The organism is Enterobacter sp. SCRI0065 (assembly GCF_059766475.1).
Genome location: NZ_JCBAJB010000002.1, coordinates 610,516 through 629,595 on the forward strand (window position 1 = coordinate 610,516; position 19,080 = coordinate 629,595).

The following is a 19,080-nucleotide window of genomic DNA, read 5'->3' on the forward strand; positions in this document are numbered from 1 at the left end:
CTGGTCATTTGAAGAATGAGTCGTCAGCTGTTTGTTTCTCTGGATGGGCCCAAGGGAGCCGGTAAAACCACTCTGTTGGAAGCTATTACGAAAGTGCTAAGGGCAGACAACAAGAAGGTACTCCGACTTAGCGAGAAAAAAAGCGATCCCTACAGGGGGGAGACAATGGCCCTTGTTAACAAATTTGTCAGAAACCCCACCCTGGAATTGGAACTGGAGGTCTGTCAGCGCTTTGCTGATAGCCGTTCATGGATTTCCCGGCATGTGCTGTCTAAACAGCCACCAGACAGCATTATCTTGATAGACCGTTGGTATCCCTCGGATGCCGCGTTTCGTCGGATGGTGCCATTTGCAGAGATTTTACAGCTTAACATTGAACGAAACGTGCGAGCGCCAGACCTGCATGTCGGCGTTGTGACTGCGCCAGATATTTCATGGGCGAGGGCCGCAGCTCGGTCGCGTGGGCTAAGCAGTACGGTGATGCATAAGCTGGAAGAGCATGTTGCTTCTACCCACGCGTTCGAGCGAGAAAGGGCAAATCACGACTGGTTTTTATGCCGAAATGAAGGAACAGTCGAAGACGCCACGATGCAGGTGATTTCCGAAATCTACAGAGTGCCAGGATGCCCATAGGGCATCGATTCAGTACACCCATACAACAAAAAGCCCGCTTAAGTTTCCTTAAGCGGGCTTCTCTAATTTGGCTCCTCTGACTGGACTCGAACCAGTGACATACGGATTAACAGTCCGCCGTTCTACCGACTGAACTACAGAGGAATCGTGTGAACGAGGCGCATGTTAATTGCCTTGCTATTTTGTGTCAACACTAAATTTAACACGCTGATTCAGATGATTAATTAAGACTCAACCTGATGTTTTAGTGTACTTGAGACGGTGGAACGGCGTCCTGCGCTTGATTATCACGTAAACGTTGTAACGGGTCTTGCTGATAGAAATGACAAAACCGCTGCCAGAGCGCCGGGAAGCGAGGGGCGAACAGCTCAGGGGCGCTAAAGAAATATTCCGATAGCACGGCGAAGCATTCCGCAGGGTCGGTCGCAGCATAGGCATCGATACTGGCCGCGCTTTCACCCACCAGGTCTATCTCATCCTGAATGTTATTCATGGCCGCGTGCAGGTCATGTTCCCAGCCGGCCACGTCGCGTAAGGGAATAAATGGCACGCCGCTGGCACGATCGCCATTGCGGGTATCAAGCTTATGGGCCACTTCATGAATAATGAGGTTAAAGCCCGAAGCGTCGAAAGAGTCCTGAATGTCGAGCCAGTTAAGGATAATCGGGCCTTGCTGCCAGCTCTGTCCAGACTGCACCACGCGCTGGCTGTGAACCAGGCCAATGTCATCTTCCCACTCGTCATCGACCACAAAAGGAGCCGGATAAATAAGCACCTCATGGAAACCATCCAGCCATTCGATACCCAACTGGAGAACGGGCAAACAGAAGAGTAGGGCGATACGGGTGTTTTTTAGCTCATCCAGCTCAAAGCCCTGAAGGGGGACGAGCCGTTTCTGCTGCAAAAAACGGTCGGCTAGTTGAACCAGTTTAGCCTGCTCGTCCAGCGTGAGGTAAGCCAGAACAGGGATCGCCAACGCTTCATCCCACGGCAGCGTCGTGCTTCGGGTGGTATCATTCGTTTTCCAGGGCCACTTAATCATCGCTTCGTTCGCAAACTCATCACTTGAACAGAATTGCAGGATCAGGATAGAGAACGGTTAACATGCCAAATACCCCTCTCTTTGCCACACACGTTACCACTTCGTTTGCCTCCCACGTTAGCGCTTTGCCACTATGTCATTCATTCTGTGAACTATGTCGTAGCTTAGTTCTTCATTTATAACACTGAATGACATTGTGCTACTCACATTGAAAAGCCAGGCATTTGCCTGGCTTTGTCTCTTCATATTGACGCCTTACGTTCTACCGTTGCGGACAACCGGAACACTGCTGGTTCTGAATGTGCTGGAAGAAGTCGTTGCCTTTGTCATCCACCAGGATAAACGCCGGGAAGTTTTCCACTTCGATTTTCCAGATAGCTTCCATACCCAGTTCAGGATATGCCACGCACTCCAGGCTCTTGATACTGTCTTGCGCCAGAACCGCTGCCGGGCCGCCAATACTGCCAAGATAGAAACCGCCGTGTTTGCCGCAGGCATCGGTCACCTGCTGGCTACGGTTACCTTTTGCCAGCATCACCATGCTTGCACCGTGCGATTGCAGTAAATCCACATACGAGTCCATGCGGCCTGCGGTAGTTGGACCCAACGAGCCAGATGCATAGCCTTCGGGTGTTTTCGCCGGACCCGCGTAGTAGATCGGATGATCTTTCACGTATTGCGGCAGGTCTTCACCGTTATCGATAAGCTCTTTGAGCCGGGCATGGGCCATATCGCGCGCCACGATAATTGTGCCGTTCAGCGACAGGCGGGTGGAGACAGGATGGGCGGAAAGTTGCGCCAGAATCTCGGCCATCGGACGATCCAGATTGATACTCACCACTTCGCCTTCACCCTGCTGGCGGAGTGATTCCGGAATATACTGGCCCGGATTGTGCTCCAGTTTTTCAATCCAGATACCGTCACGGTTGATTTTGGCCTTGATATTCCGGTCAGCGGAACACGAGACGCCCATGCCGATAGGGCAGGAGGCACCGTGGCGCGGCAGACGAATGACGCGGATATCGTGGGCAAAGTATTTCCCGCCAAACTGCGCGCCCAGACCAAGATTTTGCGCTTCCTGCAACAGTTCCTGTTCGAGCTGAACGTCGCGGAATGCCTGACCATGTTCGTTCCCCTCAGTCGGCAGACCGTCATAGTAGCGGGTAGAGGCCAGCTTCACGGTTTTGAGTGTGCTCTCGGCAGAGGTTCCGCCGATCACAAAGGCAATGTGATAAGGCGGGCAGGCCGCCGTGCCCAGGGTACGCATCTTCTCGACCAGATAATTTTTCAACCTGGCGGGAGTGATCAACGCTTTAGTTTCTTGATACAGATAGGTTTTATTAGCGGAACCGCCGCCTTTTGCCATGCACAGGAATTTGTATTCATCACCATCTACGCTGTAGAGATCAATCTGCGCGGGCAGGTTGGTGCCGGTATTCACCTCTTTATACATATCCAGCGCCGAGTTTTGCGAGTAGCGCAGGTTGTCCTCAATGTAGGTGTTATAGATGCCCTGGCTGAGCGCTGCCTCGTCACCGCCGCCGGTCCACACGCGTTGGCCTTTTTTACCCATCACGATTGCGGTGCCGGTATCCTGGCAGGTTGGCAGTACGCCTTTGGCAGCAATCTCTGAGTTACGCAGGAACTGGAGCGCCACGTATTTGTCGTTTTCGCTGGCGTCCGGGTCGCTGAGGATGGCGGCAACCTGCTTCTGGTGCGATGGGCGTAGCATAAATGCTGCATCGTGAAACGCCTGCTGTGCCAGTAGCGTCAGGGCTTCTGGCTCGACTTTCAGGATTTCCTGGCCTTCAAACTCGGCAACGGAGACGTGCGCGTTGGTCAGCAGATAATATTCAGTGTCGTCATGCGCGAGCGGGAAAGGATTCTGATAGTAAAACGGTTTGTTCGACATAGCGTATTGCTCCACAAAAATAAAACCGCCGGGGGATAAATCCGGCGGCCAGAAATCAGAACATCATAGACATCCACGGATAACCGATCAGCAGCAGGGCGGCCAGGAAGATGGCGCCAAAAATAGTGCCGAGACGCCAGTAATCTTTGGTTGGCAGATAGCCGCTGCCGTAGTAAATCGGGCTAGGACCAGTGCCGTAAGGGGTGATGATCCCCATGATGCCCAGTGACGTGACCATCAGCAGGACGAACACTTCCATGTTCATGCCGGGAATGGTGGCGGCGATGGTCAGCATCGCAGGCAGCAGCGCGGTGGTGTGCGCGGTGGTGCTGGCAAACAGGTAGTGCAGCAGGTAGAACGCCAGCAGCAGGACGATGGTTGCTGTACCCGGCGAGATACCGCTCATCAGCATGCCGCCTTCTTTCCCCAGCCAACCGATAAAGCCCGTGGTAGAAAGGCCATCAGCAAGCGCGACCAGAGTGGCAAACCAGACAAAGGTGTTCCAGGCGGCTTTATTGCCGGTGATGTCGTTCCACTCCAGCACGCCGGTCCACAGCATCAGTCCAACGATTAACAGGGCGGCTAACGCGGGTTCAATCCAGGCTGCGGCGAAGATCCACATCATCAGCGCGCAGCATACGAAGATCAGCAGCAGGATTTCATTGCGGGATAGTTTGCCCAGCTTCTCAAGCTCGCGGCTCGCCCACAGCGGAACTTCGTCGTTAATTTTGACTTCAGGTGGGTAGAGCCAGTAGGCCAGCAGCGGCATCACCAGAATCAGCAGCACGCCCACTGGCAGGAAGGCGATAAACCAGGTGCCCCATGAGATGTCGATACCCACAATGCTTTTCACCAGTGCCAGGGCCAACAGATTCGGCGCAAGGGCTGAAAGGAACATTGAGCTGGTGATACACGCTGCGGTGATCGCCACCCACATCAGATAGGAGCCAATTTTACGCGCGCTTGGGTCGTTAGGTTTTGAGCCGTACAGCGGTGGCAGGTTGGCAATGATCGGGTAGATTGTCCCGCCGCTACGCGCGGTGTTGGACGGCGTAAACGGTGCCAGCAGCAGGTCGGCAAAGGTAATGGCGTAGCCAAGCGTCAGGCTGCGACGGCCCAGGTATTTCACCAAAATCAGCGCCAGGCGGCGACCGAAACGGGTTTTGTCGTAGCCCGCTGCGAACATAAAGGCACCGAAGATAAGCCAGACGGTGGAGTTACCGAACCCGCTTACCGCCCATTTAAACGAGGCTCCCGCCAGCTTGAACTGCGGATCTGCCAGCTGCTCCGGGCTGAATAACACCCACTGGCTGCACAGGGCGATGGCAACCACCCCGGTCAAACCAATCACCGCGCCCGGTAGAGGCTCGAAGATCAATCCGACAATGACACCAACAAAAATCGCGAAATAGTGCCAGGCGTAAGGCGGCAGTCCTTCCGGTACTGGAACAAAAAGCAGAACCACTGCAACGATGATGGGCAGGGCCATCATCAGCAGACGATTTTTGCTTCCGTCTTTCGGCTTGCTCGCCACCGGGGGCGTTACAGCTGTATTTTCTTTCATAGTTTGCGTCTTAAGTTGTTAGGAATTGGATTTCTCAGAAATGCGTTCGCGCCTTTTTTAGTTTCTTTGCTTTCTTTAGTTATTTAAGGTGCGGGTTACTCATTTCTCTAATAGCGATTCAACGCATATTTGGATGCGTTAAATTAAAAGTAAATGATATTTATATATTGCGCTTCTGAAGGTCAATTCTATTGATCACGATCAAGAAATGAGAATTTCAGATGTATTTTTGAGCGTCGTTAAATAACCCCAATGAGTTATGTGGATATTATCATTAAGGTTGCGATAAATTCTCATTTGGCAATTACACGCAAACGATTATATTATATAACTTACTGATTTCCATGGGTTATGTTTGGTGGTTGTTATTTATTAAAAGTAACGAGTACGTTAATGATATTTATTTAAATGTAAACATCCAATATTAATGTGGCTAACACCAATGTAGTAATAATGTTATTGCAGGGATTAAATAGTTTATTAACTAACGTAATAGCTTTAGTAACTAAAAATATCGCTATATTAATACCATGACATCGGCAAAAAAATTAACCAAAAACGAATCCGATAAAGAATTCTTGAATTTCAATTTTAAAGTTTGGAGTTTCTATTATGAGCACGAACGAACGAATCTTAAGTCCTTTCACTTTACCGAATGGCACAGAACTCAAAAACCGTTTGTTAATGGCACCCATGACCACCTGTACGGGGTATTACGACGGTACGGTAACGAGTGAGCTGGTGGAGTACTATCGTGCTCGCTCGGGCAGCATCGGTGCCATCATTGTTGAATGCTGTTTTGTTGACGATTTGGGGCTGGCCTTCCCCGGCGCGATTGGCATCGATAATGACGAGAAAATCGCCGGCCTGGCAAAGATTGCCGACGCTATTCAGTCCCGAGGTTCGAAAGCCGTGCTGCAAATTTATCACGGCGGACGCATGGTTGATCCCCTGTTGATTGGCGGGCGCACTCCGGTGGGCCCAAGCGCCGTCGCAGCGCCGCGCGCGGGCGCTGCGACACCGGTTGCGTTAACGGGTGAAGAAGTCGAAGGCATGATCGGCAAATTCGGCGAAGCCGTGCGTCGCGCTATTCAGGCGGGATTTGACGGCGTCGAAATTCACGGGGCCAATACCTATCTAATTCAGCAGTTCTACTCGCCAAATTCGAACCAGCGTGATGACGAGTGGGGCGGCAGCCGCGATAACCGCGCAAAATTCCCGCTGGCGGTGCTGGAAATCACTCACAAAATGGTGCGCCAGTACGCTGATGATGCGTTCATCATTGGCTATCGTTTCTCACCTGAAGAGATGGAAGTTCCGGGGATTCGCTTTGACGACACCCTGTATCTGCTGGAGAAACTGGCCGCGCGCGGCGTGGATTACCTGCACTTCTCAGTGGGCGCGACGCTACGCTCCTCAATTGTCGATACGCAAGATCCGACGCCGCTTATTACCCAATACCGCGCAATGCGTTCCGACACGCTCGCACAAGTTCCGGTAATGGGCGTGGGCGGGGTGGTCAATGCCGTGGATGTTAACGACGCGCTGGATAATGGCTACGATTTGATTGCTGTGGGTCGCGCGACCATAGCTTATCCCGACTGGACTGACCGTATCAGCAACGGCGAAACGCTGGAGCTGTTTATGGATAGCACCAGGCGTGAGTCACTGCACATACCTGAGCCGCTGTGGCGCTTCTCGCTGGTTGAAGCGATGATCCGCGATATGAGCATGGCTGAGTCAAAATTCAAACCCGGTGTTTTTGTCGAGAAAGTGCAGGATGAGGCCAATGAACTGGTCATCAACGTGAGCCTGGAAACGGACCGCATCGCGGATATCGCGCTGGCCTCAGGCCCGGACCACGACGTGGAGTTTGTCACCAGTTTTGAAGAGATCCGCAGCCGCATTCTCGATGCAAACACCCCGCACGTGGACGCCATCACCGGTGCCACCAGCCAGAGCGAAGCCGTGAAAAAGGCGGTGTCGAAGGCGATGACCAAATCCAGCAAAGTGCTGGCGGCGGAAGAGGGCGTTGACCCTAATATGGCTAAATGCGTCGATGTGGTCGTGGTGGGTAGCGGTGGCGCAGGGTTAGCCGCAGCTATTCAGGCGCACGATGAAGGCGCAAGCGTGCTGATCGTTGAGAAAATGCCAACGATTGGCGGGAATACCATTAAAGCCTCCGCCGGGATGAATGCGGCAGAGACGCGTTTTCAGCGTGTGAAGGGTATTCAGGACAGTAAAGAGCTGTTCTATCAGGAATCCCTGAAGGGCGGGCAAAACAGGAACAACCCTGAACTGCTGCGCCGCTTTGTCGAAAATGCGCCGGATGCCATTGAGTGGCTGGCCACGCGCGGCATCATGCTGAATGACATCACCACGACCGGCGGGATGAGCATTGACCGTACGCACCGTCCAAAAGACGGTTCTGCGGTAGGGGGTTACCTGATTAGTGGCCTGGTGCGGAACGTGAATAAACGCCATATCGACGTGATGCTGGATACCTCCGTTAGCGACATTATCTTCGAAAACGGCGAAGTCACCGGCGTGCAGTTGATAACGGAAGAGAATGAAACGATCGCCGTATCGACCCGAAGCGTGATTATGGCGACCGGCGGTTTCAGTGCGAATAGCCAGATGGTGGTGAAATACCGCCCGGATCTCGATGGTTTTGTGACGACCAACCATAAAGGCGCGACCGGCGGTGGTATTGCGTTGCTGGAGCGTATTGGTGCAGGCACGGTGGACATGGGAGAAATCCAGATTCACCCGACCGTTGAGCAGAACACCTCCTACCTGATTTCTGAATCCATCCGTGGCGGTGGGGCGATTCTGGTTAGTCAGGAAGGCCGTCGTTTCTTCAACGAAATGGAAACCCGCGACAAAGTTTCTGCAGAGATTATCGCGCTGCCAGAGAAGTATGCGTATATCGTTTTTGACGAGCATGTTCGCGCGAAAAATAAAGCCGCAGACGAGTACATTGCGAAAGGGTTTGTCACTAGCGCCAGCTCACCGAAGGCCCTGGCCGAAGCGCTGGGTATGGATCATCACGCTTTCCTGGCCACGCTTGAGCGTTACAACGGCTTTGTTGAAAAACAGCATGACGACGACTTTGGTCGCACCACCGCGCTGCGTGCCCCGATTAACGAGGGTCCATTCCACGCTATTCGTATCGCCCCAGGCGTGCATCACACCATGGGCGGCGTGACGATCAATACGCAAACCTGCGTACTCGATAGTGAGCACAACATCCTTCCCGGTGCGTTCGCGGCAGGTGAAGTGGTCGGTGGGATCCACGGCGGGAACCGTATCGGTGGGAACGCGGTGGCAGATATTATTATTTTTGGTACCCTTGCCGGACATCAGGCGGCGATGCGTTCAAAAATGGCGTAGGCCAGCCATATTGTAGGCCGGATAAGCGCAGCGTCATCCGGTAATTTCCCCGGCGGCGCGACGCTTGCCGGGGCTACAAACAAAGGAGACAACGCATGTCTGCCGATAATCGCGTCTACAGCTATTCCGCCGTATTGATGGGTTCTCCCATTCTCCTGAAGCTCTTTTCACATGACGAAGCGCTGGCCTCTCAGGTGTTTCGTCTCATTAAACAGTACGAAAATCTGCTCACCGTCAATCGGGCTGAGTCCGAGGTCATGGACATTAACCACGCCGCCGGGCGACATCCGGTCGTCGTCAGCCGTCCGGTTTTTGAGCTGATCCGCTGCGCGAAAGCGGCAAGTCAGATTGATGATAGTGCGTTCAACCTGGCTATCGGTCCGCTCGTCAAATGCTGGAAAATAGGTTTCAAAGGCGATCGCGTGCCGCATGATGATGAGATTCAGACGCTGCTGGCAGTCACAAACCCGGCTGATGTTCAGCTCAACGACGATGCTTGTAGCGTGTTTCTCACCCGTTCGGGGATGGAGATCGATCTCGGTGCCATTGCTAAAGGCTACATTGCCGACAGAGTGCGGGATTACCTGCGTAGAGAGGGACAAACGCTGGGATTGATCAACCTCGGCGGTAACGTCCAGACGTTAGGATCGCCAGCAGGGGGGTGGAGCGTAGGGCTCAAGAAACCTTTCGGGAAAGCAGATGAACTCATCGGTACGATTGAGGTTGAAAATAAATCAGTGGTGACATCGGGAACTTATGAGCGCTTTTTTGAGTGTGATGGTCAGCGTTATCACCATATCCTCAATCCACGTACCGGCTATCCGCTGGATAATGAGCTGGACAGCGTAACCATTATCTCGGGTGACTCGATCGACGGCGATATCTGGACCACGCTCGTTTACGGGATGGGTATTGAAAAAGGGTGCGCGGCGCTGCGCTCGCGACCGGATATTGAGGCAATCTTTGTCACTAAAGCCAGGGAGGTGGTGATCTCCTCCCTGAACCATTTCCGCTTTACGCTGCTCGACAGCCGCTATCGTGTTACTGGCAGTATTGCCTGAGAAGCCCGCTCTGATCGGCTTGCAGGCGATAACGGTACACCGGACGCCCGGTAGCACCATAGTGAATACTGGTGAACAGAATATTAATCTGTGCCAGCCAAATCAGGTATTTACGGCAAGACACTCGCGAAATACTCACCGCATTTGCCAGATCGTCGGTAGAAAATTCCACCGCCGGATGCCCGTCAATCCACTGACAGATAGTGCGCAACGTCTGAGGGGTAAGCCCTTTCGGCAGGCGTTTGCTGTCGGCTAATTCAGGCGCGCCACCGTGTAACAAGCGGTCTACTTCCGCCTGCTCGTAATACTGATGAGAGCCCATCAGCTGCTTCTTTTCCTTCCAGCCGTTAAGCGCTTCTTCAAAGCGCGGAAACTGAAAAGGCTTAATCAAATAGTCCACGACGCCGTAGTGCATGGAGGTCTGAATGGTTGCCGCATCGGATGCCGATGAAATCATGATCACATCAATGAGGCGACCGGACGAGCGGATAACGGGCAAGAGATCCAGACCGTTATCCTGCTGCATATATACATCGAGCAGCACCAGATCGACGGGCTGCGTGTGATTATTGATGGCCGCTTCGGCCTGACTGAGCGTGGAGGCGACACCACAGCAGCTAAAACCCTCAACCCGATTCACGTACAGACGGTTAAGGTCGGCCACCATGGCATCATCATCGACAATTAAGACATTTATCACGCGATTTTCCTCTCGCTATCCCAGGGGATCTGAACAAAAAATTGGGTAAAGACGCCAGGCTCTGATTCAACGGTAATATCACCGCCTAATTTCTCCAGCTGCTGACGGGCAAGGAACAATCCCACACCGCGGTTTTCACCTTTGGTCGAGAAGCCTTTGGTAAAAATATGCTCAAGCCGCGCGGGGTCTATGCCCGGGCCATCATCGCTGACCTCGCAGCTTAACCAGCCGTTCTGATAGTGCAGTAACAGGCCAACTTCGCCTTCGGCCTGGCCGGTCATCGCATCCAGCGCGTTCTCGATAAGATTGCCGAGCACGGTGATCAGCACCGTCACCTGCTCCTCATTGGGAGTATCCGGCACCAGGCACTCCTCCGCCAGCGTCAGGCTGAAACCCGCTTCGTGAGCTCGGTTGATTTTGCCTAGCAGGAAGCCTGCAATCACCGGCGATTTGATCCTGCGCTGAATAGCGCCGATGTCCGTCTGATAATTTTGCGCGGTCTGAATAACATACTCTTCGAGCTTGTCATAACGTTTCATGTGCAGCAGACCCAGGATAACGTGCAGCTTGTTCATAAATTCGTGGGAATGCGTACGCAGCGCATCGACGTAGCTCACCATGCCATCCATACGCTGCATGAGCTGCCTGATTTCAGTTTTGTCGCGAAAGGTACTGATCGCCCCAATGACCTTTGTCTGGCTTTTGACGGGAAAGGTGTTGCACAACAGCAGTCGACCGTTGCAGTCGATCTCTTGATCCTGCAACGCCTTACCGGTTTGCGACACCCGACGCAAGGAAGCGAGCATCGGGACGTGATTGGCTTCGTTTGCTTTATTCGCAGGCAAAAGCAATATCTGCCGTGCGGCGTGGTTAATCATCGTCACGCGGCCCTGGCTGTCGACGGCAATGACGCCTTCTTTGAGCGATTGCAACATCGCCTGGCGTTGTTCAAACAGCGCCGAGATTTCGTAAGGCTCGAGGCCGAAAAGGACACGCTTAAGTATGTGTACCAGCCCCCAGATCCCAAGCGAGCCCATCAGCGCGCTGAACAATACCGTCCAGATAACGCTCCAGCGGCTGCGAGCAATCTCTTCATCGACTTTGTTTAACGAAATGCCAATGGCAACGACGCCGATTTGCCGGCTTTGATTGTCATAGACCGGCGTGAAGACGCGCAGCGCTTCTGCCAGCACGCCATGATTCACCGCGACATTCTCCCGGCCTTCAAGAGCGGGTTTAATATCATTGCCAATAAAATGTTTGCCGAGCAGGCTGCTATCAGGATGGGAAAAGCGGACGCCCTGCATATTGGTGACCACCGCAAACAGCAGATCGTTGCGCGCCGTTACGGCCTCTGCGATGGGCTGAATAAGGTTTTTATCCGGGGACAACAGCAGGCCATGTTTAATGTCGGGGCTATCGGCCATCGTTCTGGCGATAGCCAGCGCGGTATCCCGTACTCCGTCCCGTGTCGCGCTGGTAATCTGCATAAAATAGAGCGCAAAGATGACCAGCAGAACGGAGCCAATGACGCTGCTTACCATCAGCGTGACCAGGGTGTTGAGCTTCATTGGGCGCTTGTGCGTCATCGTAAAAGGCTGCAAATCGCTCATCAACACTCCGAATCTAATAATTAAGGGGTAATTATCGCCGATGACGGCGTTTTCTTAAAGCCATGTAAAAGCTTACGAATGGAACTGTTTTCGTGAGCCCCCTCGCAGTCATCCATATAAAACACTTTATAGTGTGTGGTAATTCATAAAAAGGAGGCAGTTTATGAGCATTAAGCTGAACGGTTTGGTCAAGGAGAGACGTCACGCTGATACGGCGGATATCGACAGGTTGTCTACCCTGGACATGCTAAATGTTATTCACAAGGATGATAAACGGATTACCGATGCGATTACCCCATTTTTACCCACCATTGCCCGAGTCATTGATAACGCTGCTGCCACGCTAAACCATGGCGGACGTCTGGCGATCGTTGGCGCTGGGCTGTCAGGCTGCGCGGCTACTCAGGCAGCGCGTGAATTTGCACCTGGAAAACATCCGGTCATTGGCATTGATGCTGGCGAGGAAATCGAGAGTTACGAGCGCGGCGTGGCCTGTCTGCAGGCGATGAAATTTGGCGAGCACGACATGATGCTGGCGCTGACCATCAGCGGTAAGACGCCGTGGGTCTGGGGAGCCATGCGTCACGCCTGGTCGCTGGGATCACCGGTTGCGGTAATAACCGATGATGTACAAAGCGAGGCAGCACAACTGGCGAGCATGGTGATATCTCCCCAAACCGGGCCGGATGTGGTGGCAGGGTTTACCAATGCAAAAGCCAGGATCGCCCAAAAAATGATCCTGAATATGATTGCCACTGGGCTGGCGATTCGCACCGGGCGTGTTTACAGTAATATGCGCGTCGATCTAGAGGCCAGCACGACGAAGTGGGCCGAACGGCAGATTGCGATAGTGATGGAAGCGGGAGGATGTACGCGTTTGGTCGCAAAAACGGCGCTTGAAAACTGCAATCACCATCTTAAAACGGCAGTACTGATGGTGATGACCAGCCTTGATGCGTGGCAAGCACGTGATCTGCTGGAACAGAACAACGGATTTATTCGTGTAGCGTTGCAGGAAGCGCCGTAACGTAAATGCGCTGGCAATAAAAAAGGCCGCCAATGCGGCCTTTGGTATTTTTGGAGATTAGAACTGGTAAACGATACCCATTGCGAACTGATCGTCAGTCGCGTTTCCGGTTATTGCACCGTCTTCGTCATCCAGCAGGTTAAATTTGTACGCGGTATACACGTTCATATTTTTGTTGAAGTAGTACCAGGTACCAAGTTCAATATAGTTAACGCGATCTGCATCAACGCCTTCGACGCCATTACGCGCACCCAGATCTAAGCCTTTAGAATAGACATAGCCCAGGGATGGACGCAAACCGAAATCAAACTGATATTGTACAACAGCTTCAACGTTCTGAGTTTTGTTAGCAAAACCTAAGTTTTCGCCAGTTTTAGTCATATTACGGGTTTCACCGTACATGATTGCTGCGTAAACGTTGTTCGCATCATATTTGCCGGACAGTGACCAGACTTCAGCGTTGTCACCGTATTGGTCTGCGGTCTGCTCGTCGGTACGATCTGATTTACCGTACGCAGCGACGAAGCCAAAACCGTCGATGTTGTAGTTAACAGACATGCTGTAACCGTCGCCGTTCGCTTTAAATACATCGCGATCGTCATTTTTACCCTGGTACTGAACGGCAAAGTTCAGGCCATCAACTGCTCCGAAGAAATCAGTGTTGCGGTAAGTGGCGACACCGTTGGTACGCTGGGTCATAAAGTTGTCGGTTGAGGCCCAGGAATCGCCGCCCCATTCAACCAGCATATCGGTGTACGCCGCAGCGTCATACGCAACGCCATAGTTACGGCCATAATCAAATGAACCGTAATCGTTAAGTTTCAGACCAGAGAAGGCCAGACGGGTGTCTTCATTTGTAACGCCATTACCTTCAGGCTGGCTGGCGTCCAGGTTGTATTCAAACTGACCGTATCCCGTCAGTTCAGAACTGATCTGCGTTTCGCCTTTAACACCGAAACGGGCATAAGAGGTGTCTTCATTTTCACTGTTGCTTTTATCAGTGTTGTTCCAGATGCGTTCGCCAACCATCTTTCCGTAAAAATCGACTTTATTACCGTCTTTGTTATAAATCTCAGCCGCATTTGCTGCGCCAGCCATTAATAAAGCGGGTACTAAAATAGCCAAAACTTTTCTTTTCATTATATATTCCCTTTATCTATAATTTGTATGAATATACGTAATTACCTCCGTAACTACATTGGCGATACTATTCTAAGAACGAGGGAATAGTTTCAAAAATAAATGTAATAAAATGATGTAAGTTATTTCTAAATATTTCAAATGATCTCATTATTTTTCATATCAATAATGTTGGTTACTACTATATTTGTCGTTTATGTAATTCGGCAGCGATATAATAAGAAATGAAAAAACGTTATTGTTTAGGATCAATTTGCCGCAAGATATTCTGGACCAGAGGTCGCGGCAGAGCGCATTTTGCGTTGAAATGTGATTGATTTCACAGCGCAGGGGGCAAAACGACTAAAAGGAACCGGTATGAACACTCAGCAGTGGCAACAACGCTTTGAAACCTGGCAGCGTAACCATCATTCCACCGAGGATGCGGCCCATGATATTTCCCATTTTCGTCGTGTCTGGATGACGGCGCAGAAGATAATGGAAGGCCAGTCGGTCGACCCGCTAATCGTGCTTACGGCATGTTATTTCCATGATATCGTCAGTCTGGCGAAAAATCATCCTGAGCGTGGCCAGTCATCCCGACTCGCGGCGAGCAAAACCCGGCACATCCTCAGCGACCAGTTTCCTGACTTTCCATCATCACTTTATGCCGGCGTTCAGCACGCGATTGAAGCCCACAGCTTTAGCGCTGGAATGGCCCCGCAAACGCTTGAGGCGAAAATCGTTCAGGATGCCGACAGGCTTGAAGCTCTGGGTGCCATTGGGTTAGCACGCGTTTTTGCGGTATCTGGACAGCTTGGCGTAGCGTTGTTTGATGCAGAAGACCCGTTTGCCGCCACGCGCACATTAAACGACCGGGCTTTTGCGCTCGACCATTTCCAGACCAAGCTATTACGTTTGCCTGAAACGATGCAGACCGACATGGGTCGGGAGCTCGCGCGGCATAACGCGGATTTCCTGGTGCAGTTTATGGCGAAACTGGGTGCAGAATTGCAAGGAGACTGTCTTGGCCTTGATACGCAGGTACTGAGCCGATTCCAGCGGAGTCTGTAAGGCGGAACTATGGTAATCTGTCTGTAGTCTTTTTTGACCGGTTGAAGGTATGCAGGAAAAATTATCAGTGACTGAGCCCGCGCTTCTGCTGGCAGATAAATCAACGGCAACGGTGCAGGAATTATTGTGCAAGCTGTTGACCATTTACGATGCAAAAACGCTGGTGAATCAGCTCAATACCCTTGGCGAGAGCCACTGGAGTCCGGCCATCCTCAAGCGTCTGGTCACCAGCGAGCGGGCAGGGCATCGTCTAAGTGAAGGCGAGTATCATCTTCTGCATAATCTGCTGCCTCGTCCCCCGGCCATCCACCCAAATTATGCGTTTCGGTTTGTCGACCTCTTCGCCGGTATCGGCGGGATCCGCAACGGCTTCGAAGCGATTGGTGGTCAGTGCGTGTTCACCAGCGAGTGGAATAAACACGCGGTGCGGACCTACAAGGCGAACTGGTACTGCGATTCCAACACGCATCAGTTCAATGAAGATATTCGAGATGTGACGCTCAGCCATAAAGCCGGTATCAGCGACGAGGAAGCGGCGAACCATATTCGACAGCATATTCCGCAGCATGATGTTTTGCTGGCAGGCTTCCCGTGTCAGCCATTTTCGCTGGCGGGTGTTTCGAAAAAGAACGCCTTGGGGCGCGCTCACGGTTTCGCCTGCGATACACAAGGCACGCTATTCTTTGACGTTGTACGCATTATTGATGCCCGGCGTCCGCCAATCTTTGTGCTGGAAAACGTCAAAAATTTAAAAAGCCACGACGGCGGAAAAACCTTCCGCATTATTATGCAAACCCTCGATGAATTAGGCTACGACGTCGCAGACGCCCAAAATATGGGGGCGGACGATCCCAAAATTATCGATGGTAAACATTTCTTGCCTCAGCACCGTGAGCGCATCGTGCTGGTGGGCTTCCGTCGGGATTTAAACCTGAAGGGCGATTTTACCCTGCGTGACATTCCGTCGCTTTATCCTGCGCGTCGCCCGTCGGTGGCCGATCTGCTGGAGCCTGCTTTCGACGCAAAATTTATCCTCACGCCGGTGCTGTGGAAATATCTCTATCGCTATGCCAAAAAGCATCAGGCTAAAGGTAACGGTTTTGGCTTTGGCATGGTGAATCCGGACAACCCGCTTAGCGTGACGCGAACGTTGTCGGCGCGTTATTACAAAGATGGTGCTGAAATCCTGATCGATCGCGGCTGGGATAAAGCCCTTGGCGAGGTGAATTTTGACGATCCGCAAAACCAGCGCCATCGTCCACGACGCCTGACGCCTCGGGAGTGCGCGCGCCTGATGGGCTTTGAATCGCCTCAGGGTTACGGCTTCCGCATACCGGTTTCGGACACTCAGGCGTACCGTCAGTTCGGCAATTCCGTGGTGGTACCTGCCTTTGCTGCCGTCGCGAAGCTGCTGGAGTCGCGCATTAAACTGGCGGTTAAGCAGCGCCAGAGTGAGGCCGTCAATGACGGATGTGCACGATAAGGCTACCCGCAGCAAAAACATGCGTGCCATCGGCACGCGTGATACCGCCATTGAAAAACGGCTGGCAAGTTTATTAACTCAGGCGGGCGTTGAGTTTCGCGTGCAGGATGCCTCGCTTGCCGGACGACCAGATTTCGTCGTCGAAAACTACCGGTGCATTATCTTCACTCACGGCTGTTTCTGGCATCATCACGACTGCTATCTGTTCAAAGTCCCCGCCACGCGGACCGATTTTTGGCTTGATAAGATTGGCAAGAACGTGGCGCGTGACAGGCGGGATATCGGCGCGTTATGTGCGCAAGGATGGCGAGTATTGATTGTCTGGGAGTGCGCCTTACGAGGCAGGATGAAGCTCAATGATACGGCGCTGACGGAGCGTCTGGAAGAGTGGATCTGCGGCGGCGGTCAGTCCGCGCAGATCGACGTCAAAGGTATTCACTCGCTTACGGTTTTTCCACTTCACACGGGGTAATCACCGGTTTAGCCGGTAACAGATATTTACCCAGCGTCACCAGCACCACCGCCATAATAATGACCCCCAGCGCCAGCCATTCGATGGAAGAGAGCGTTTCACCCGCGAACGTGGTACCCAGCAGCACGGCAACCACCGGATTGACGTACGCATAGCTGGTGGCGACGGCAGGGCTAACGTTGCGTATCAGGAACATATAGGCGTTGATCGCAATGACCGAACCGAATATCGCCAGATAACCCACGGCCAGTAATCCTGAAAGGCCCGGCATCGTCGTCATTTTTTCGCCCGTCAGGGTTGAGGCGAGCAAAAGAACAATCCCCGCAGCCAGCATTTCAATGGCACCCGCCATCATCCCGGTGGGCAACTCAATGCGTGAGCCCAGTACAGAACCAAATGCCCAGCTCATTGAGCCAATCAGAATCAGCAATGCGCCCCACGGATTCCCGCTCAGATTCCCGCCGCTGTTGAGCATGATAATTCCCGCGAGACCAATGCCAATACCCAGCCATTCGAGCTTGCGGGTACGCAGCCCAAAAAGACGGCTAAAGCAGAGTGTAAATAACGGAACGGTAGCGACCACCACCGCAGCGATGCCAGAAGGCACATTCTGATGCTCAGCAATCGTGACAAAACCGTTCCCGACCGCTAAGAGCAGCAGGCCGATCAGCGCCGCATTGAGCATCGGTCGCAGCGGCGGTAATTTATGGCCGCGGATCAGTAAGAACCCCAGCAACAGAACACCGGCCGACATAAAACGCACACCCGCCATCATCAGCGGCGGCCAGCTTTCCACGCCGATACGTATGACAAAATAGGTGGAACCCCAGATGATATAGAGCGAAAAAAGCGCTCCAATAAGTGGTAATAGTTGCCTGAAACGCATAGTCCCTCACGGCGTATTAAAAAGGTCGCTCATAGTAAACGTCAAAACTATCGCTCTGGCGAGCGCTTTAGTTGTATCAATGATGTGAATTATTTGTTGACTTGAGGTGCCTGTTTCAGGGTTCTCATTTTTGCTCCATACTAATCACTTAGATATCAAAATAAGAAGGATAGAGATTTTGGCGGGAAGTAGCTTATTAACATTATTGGATGATATTGCCACCTTGCTGGATGATATTTCGGTCATGGGTAAAATCGCCGCGAAGAAGACGGCGGGTGTGCTGGGCGATGATTTATCGCTAAACGCGCAGCAGGTTACCGGCGTTCGTGCCAACCGGGAGTTGCCGGTGGTATGGAGCGTGGCGAAAGGGTCGTTTCTCAATAAAGTGATTCTGGTGCCGCTGGCGTTGCTCATCAGCGCCTTTATTCCGTGGGCTATCACGCCGCTGTTGATGATCGGCGGGGCGTTCCTCTGTTATGAAGGCGTGGAGAAAGTGCTGCACTCATTTGCGTCGCGTAAGGATGACGAAACGCCGCAAGCGCGTCAGCAGCGGCTGGAAGCCCTCGCCGCGCAGGATCCGAAAGCCTTTGAACGCGACAAAGTGAAGGGCGCGATCCGCACCGATTTTATACTTTCGGCTGAAATCGTTGCTATCACGCTGGGTATTGTTTCACAGGCACCGCTCCTGAATCAGGTGCTGGTGCTGTCCGGGATTGCTATTGTCGTCACCGTTGGGGTGTATGGTCTGGTCGGGGTGATCGTGAAACTCGACGATATGGGCTATTGGCTGGCTGATAAATCAAGCAGGGTGGCGAAAGCCGTCGGTAAAGGTCTGCTGGTGCTTGCGCCGTGGCTGATGAAAAGTTTATCGGTGATCGGTACGCTGGCGATGTTCCTTGTCGGCGGCGGGATTGTGGTCCACGGTATTGCGCCGCTGCATCACGCGATTGAACATTTCGCGACAGCGCAGGGTGCCATTGTGGCGGCGATACTGCCTATGCTCCTGAACCTGGTCATCGGTTTTATCATCGGTGCCATTGTCATCGCGGGCGTTAAGCTTGTAGCAAAAATGCGCGGTGTTTCGCACTAAATGCCATACGC

At 52.5% G+C, this 19,080-nt stretch carries 15 protein-coding genes and 1 tRNA gene; 8 read left to right on the plus strand and 8 right to left on the minus strand.

Annotated elements, in window-relative coordinates; genetic code table 11:
• Positions 1–15: 15 nt before the first annotated feature.
• The gene (locus AC6EMZ_RS08725) at positions 16–633 is read left to right on the plus strand and encodes a dTMP kinase (RefSeq protein ID WP_498402045.1); all 618 of its coding nucleotides are present in this window, start codon (positions 16–18) and stop codon (positions 631–633) included.
• 68 nt (positions 634–701) lie between these two features.
• Here the strand turns inward: AC6EMZ_RS08725 and AC6EMZ_RS08730 are convergent.
• The 4 genes from AC6EMZ_RS08730 to AC6EMZ_RS08745 all read right to left on the minus strand — a co-directional run bounded on the left by AC6EMZ_RS08730 (position 702) and on the right by AC6EMZ_RS08745 (position 5,151).
• A tRNA-Asn gene (locus AC6EMZ_RS08730) sits at positions 702–777 on the minus strand.
• A 100-nt stretch (positions 778–877) separates the two neighbouring features.
• Positions 878–1,675, minus strand: a complete 798-nt coding sequence (gene mtfA / locus AC6EMZ_RS08735; protein ID WP_498402046.1) for a DgsA anti-repressor MtfA — start codon at positions 1,673–1,675, stop codon at positions 878–880.
• Between the two features lie 262 nt (positions 1,676–1,937).
• Positions 1,938–3,587, minus strand: a complete 1,650-nt coding sequence (gene fumA / locus AC6EMZ_RS08740; RefSeq protein ID WP_498402047.1) for a class I fumarate hydratase FumA — start codon at positions 3,585–3,587, stop codon at positions 1,938–1,940.
• A 55-nt stretch (positions 3,588–3,642) separates the two neighbouring features.
• The gene (locus tag AC6EMZ_RS08745; RefSeq protein WP_498402048.1) at positions 3,643–5,151 is read right to left on the minus strand and encodes an anion permease; all 1,509 of its coding nucleotides are present in this window, start codon (positions 5,149–5,151) and stop codon (positions 3,643–3,645) included.
• 612 nt (positions 5,152–5,763) lie between these two features.
• On the opposite strand from AC6EMZ_RS08745, the gene AC6EMZ_RS08750 reads away from it, so the two are divergent.
• Positions 5,764–8,544: a flavocytochrome c gene (locus tag AC6EMZ_RS08750; protein WP_498402049.1), complete on the plus strand. Its 2,781-nt coding sequence runs from the start codon at positions 5,764–5,766 to the stop codon at positions 8,542–8,544.
• A gap of 95 nt (positions 8,545–8,639) precedes the next feature.
• Positions 8,640–9,605: an FAD:protein FMN transferase gene (locus tag AC6EMZ_RS08755; RefSeq protein ID WP_498402050.1), complete on the plus strand. Its 966-nt coding sequence runs from the start codon at positions 8,640–8,642 to the stop codon at positions 9,603–9,605.
• Here the strand turns inward: AC6EMZ_RS08755 and dcuR are convergent.
• Entirely contained in the window at positions 9,586–10,305 is a 720-nt protein-coding gene (gene dcuR / locus AC6EMZ_RS08760) for a two-component system response regulator DcuR (RefSeq protein ID WP_498402051.1), read from the minus strand. The two genes, AC6EMZ_RS08755 and dcuR, sit on opposite strands and share 20 nt — an antisense overlap.
• A complete protein-coding gene (locus tag AC6EMZ_RS08765) occupies positions 10,302–11,918 on the minus strand; it encodes a sensor histidine kinase (protein WP_498402052.1) in 1,617 nt (538 codons plus the stop codon). Before AC6EMZ_RS08765 ends, dcuR begins: the two co-directional genes overlap by 4 nt.
• A gap of 163 nt (positions 11,919–12,081) precedes the next feature.
• Between AC6EMZ_RS08765 and AC6EMZ_RS08770 the strand changes: the two genes are divergently transcribed.
• A complete protein-coding gene (locus AC6EMZ_RS08770; RefSeq protein ID WP_498402053.1) occupies positions 12,082–12,945 on the plus strand; it encodes an N-acetylmuramic acid 6-phosphate etherase in 864 nt (287 codons plus the stop codon).
• A gap of 57 nt (positions 12,946–13,002) precedes the next feature.
• On the opposite strand, the gene AC6EMZ_RS08775 is transcribed toward AC6EMZ_RS08770, so the two are convergent.
• A complete protein-coding gene (locus AC6EMZ_RS08775; RefSeq protein WP_498402054.1) occupies positions 13,003–14,085 on the minus strand; it encodes a porin in 1,083 nt (360 codons plus the stop codon).
• 357 nt (positions 14,086–14,442) lie between these two features.
• Here AC6EMZ_RS08775 and AC6EMZ_RS08780 point away from each other — a divergent pair, with 357 nt between their 5' ends.
• The 3 genes from AC6EMZ_RS08780 to AC6EMZ_RS08790 are packed head-to-tail and all read left to right on the plus strand — an operon-like array spanning position 14,443 to position 17,093.
• Positions 14,443–15,138: a phosphohydrolase gene (locus AC6EMZ_RS08780; RefSeq protein WP_498402055.1), complete on the plus strand. Its 696-nt coding sequence runs from the start codon at positions 14,443–14,445 to the stop codon at positions 15,136–15,138.
• A gap of 49 nt (positions 15,139–15,187) precedes the next feature.
• Positions 15,188–16,621 (plus strand): DNA cytosine methyltransferase, encoded by a 1,434-nt coding sequence (locus AC6EMZ_RS08785; protein WP_498402056.1) that lies wholly within the window; start codon positions 15,188–15,190, stop codon positions 16,619–16,621.
• Complete coding sequence (locus AC6EMZ_RS08790) at positions 16,602–17,093, plus strand: very short patch repair endonuclease (protein WP_498402057.1); 492 nt, start codon at positions 16,602–16,604, stop codon at positions 17,091–17,093. The genes AC6EMZ_RS08785 and AC6EMZ_RS08790 overlap by 20 nt, the downstream gene beginning before the upstream one ends.
• On the opposite strand, the gene yedA is transcribed toward AC6EMZ_RS08790, so the two are convergent.
• Entirely contained in the window at positions 17,065–17,979 is a 915-nt protein-coding gene (yedA, locus tag AC6EMZ_RS08795) for a drug/metabolite exporter YedA (RefSeq protein ID WP_498402058.1), read from the minus strand. The two genes, AC6EMZ_RS08790 and yedA, sit on opposite strands and share 29 nt — an antisense overlap.
• A 178-nt stretch (positions 17,980–18,157) precedes the next feature.
• Here yedA and AC6EMZ_RS08800 point away from each other — a divergent pair, with 178 nt between their 5' ends.
• On the plus strand, positions 18,158–19,069 hold the full coding sequence (locus AC6EMZ_RS08800) for a DUF808 domain-containing protein (protein WP_498402059.1): 912 nt from the start codon (positions 18,158–18,160) through the stop codon (positions 19,067–19,069).
• Positions 19,070–19,080 lie beyond the last annotated feature (11 nt).

Excerpts from the sequence above, each read along its gene's own strand:
- AC6EMZ_RS08780 (WP_498402055.1), top strand. The coding sequence starts at position 14,443 with ATGAACACTCAGCAGTGGCAACAACGCTTTGAAACCTGGCAGCGTAAC.
- AC6EMZ_RS08725 (WP_498402045.1), top strand. The coding sequence starts at position 16 with ATGAGTCGTCAGCTGTTTGTTTCTCTGGATGGGCCCAAGGGAGCCGGT.
- mtfA (WP_498402046.1), bottom strand. The coding sequence starts at position 1,675 with ATGATTAAGTGGCCCTGGAAAACGAATGATACCACCCGAAGCACGACG.
- AC6EMZ_RS08745 (WP_498402048.1), bottom strand. The coding sequence starts at position 5,151 with ATGAAAGAAAATACAGCTGTAACGCCCCCGGTGGCGAGCAAGCCGAAA.
- AC6EMZ_RS08770 (WP_498402053.1), top strand. The coding sequence starts at position 12,082 with ATGAGCATTAAGCTGAACGGTTTGGTCAAGGAGAGACGTCACGCTGAT.
- AC6EMZ_RS08785 (WP_498402056.1), top strand. The coding sequence starts at position 15,188 with ATGCAGGAAAAATTATCAGTGACTGAGCCCGCGCTTCTGCTGGCAGAT.
- fumA (WP_498402047.1), bottom strand. The coding sequence starts at position 3,587 with ATGTCGAACAAACCGTTTTACTATCAGAATCCTTTCCCGCTCGCGCAT.
- AC6EMZ_RS08775 (WP_498402054.1), bottom strand. The coding sequence starts at position 14,085 with ATGAAAAGAAAAGTTTTGGCTATTTTAGTACCCGCTTTATTAATGGCT.
- AC6EMZ_RS08790 (WP_498402057.1), top strand. The coding sequence starts at position 16,602 with ATGACGGATGTGCACGATAAGGCTACCCGCAGCAAAAACATGCGTGCC.
- AC6EMZ_RS08755 (WP_498402050.1), top strand. The coding sequence starts at position 8,640 with ATGTCTGCCGATAATCGCGTCTACAGCTATTCCGCCGTATTGATGGGT.
- AC6EMZ_RS08765 (WP_498402052.1), bottom strand. The coding sequence starts at position 11,918 with ATGAGCGATTTGCAGCCTTTTACGATGACGCACAAGCGCCCAATGAAG.
- yedA (WP_498402058.1), bottom strand. The coding sequence starts at position 17,979 with ATGCGTTTCAGGCAACTATTACCACTTATTGGAGCGCTTTTTTCGCTC.
- AC6EMZ_RS08750 (WP_498402049.1), top strand. The coding sequence starts at position 5,764 with ATGAGCACGAACGAACGAATCTTAAGTCCTTTCACTTTACCGAATGGC.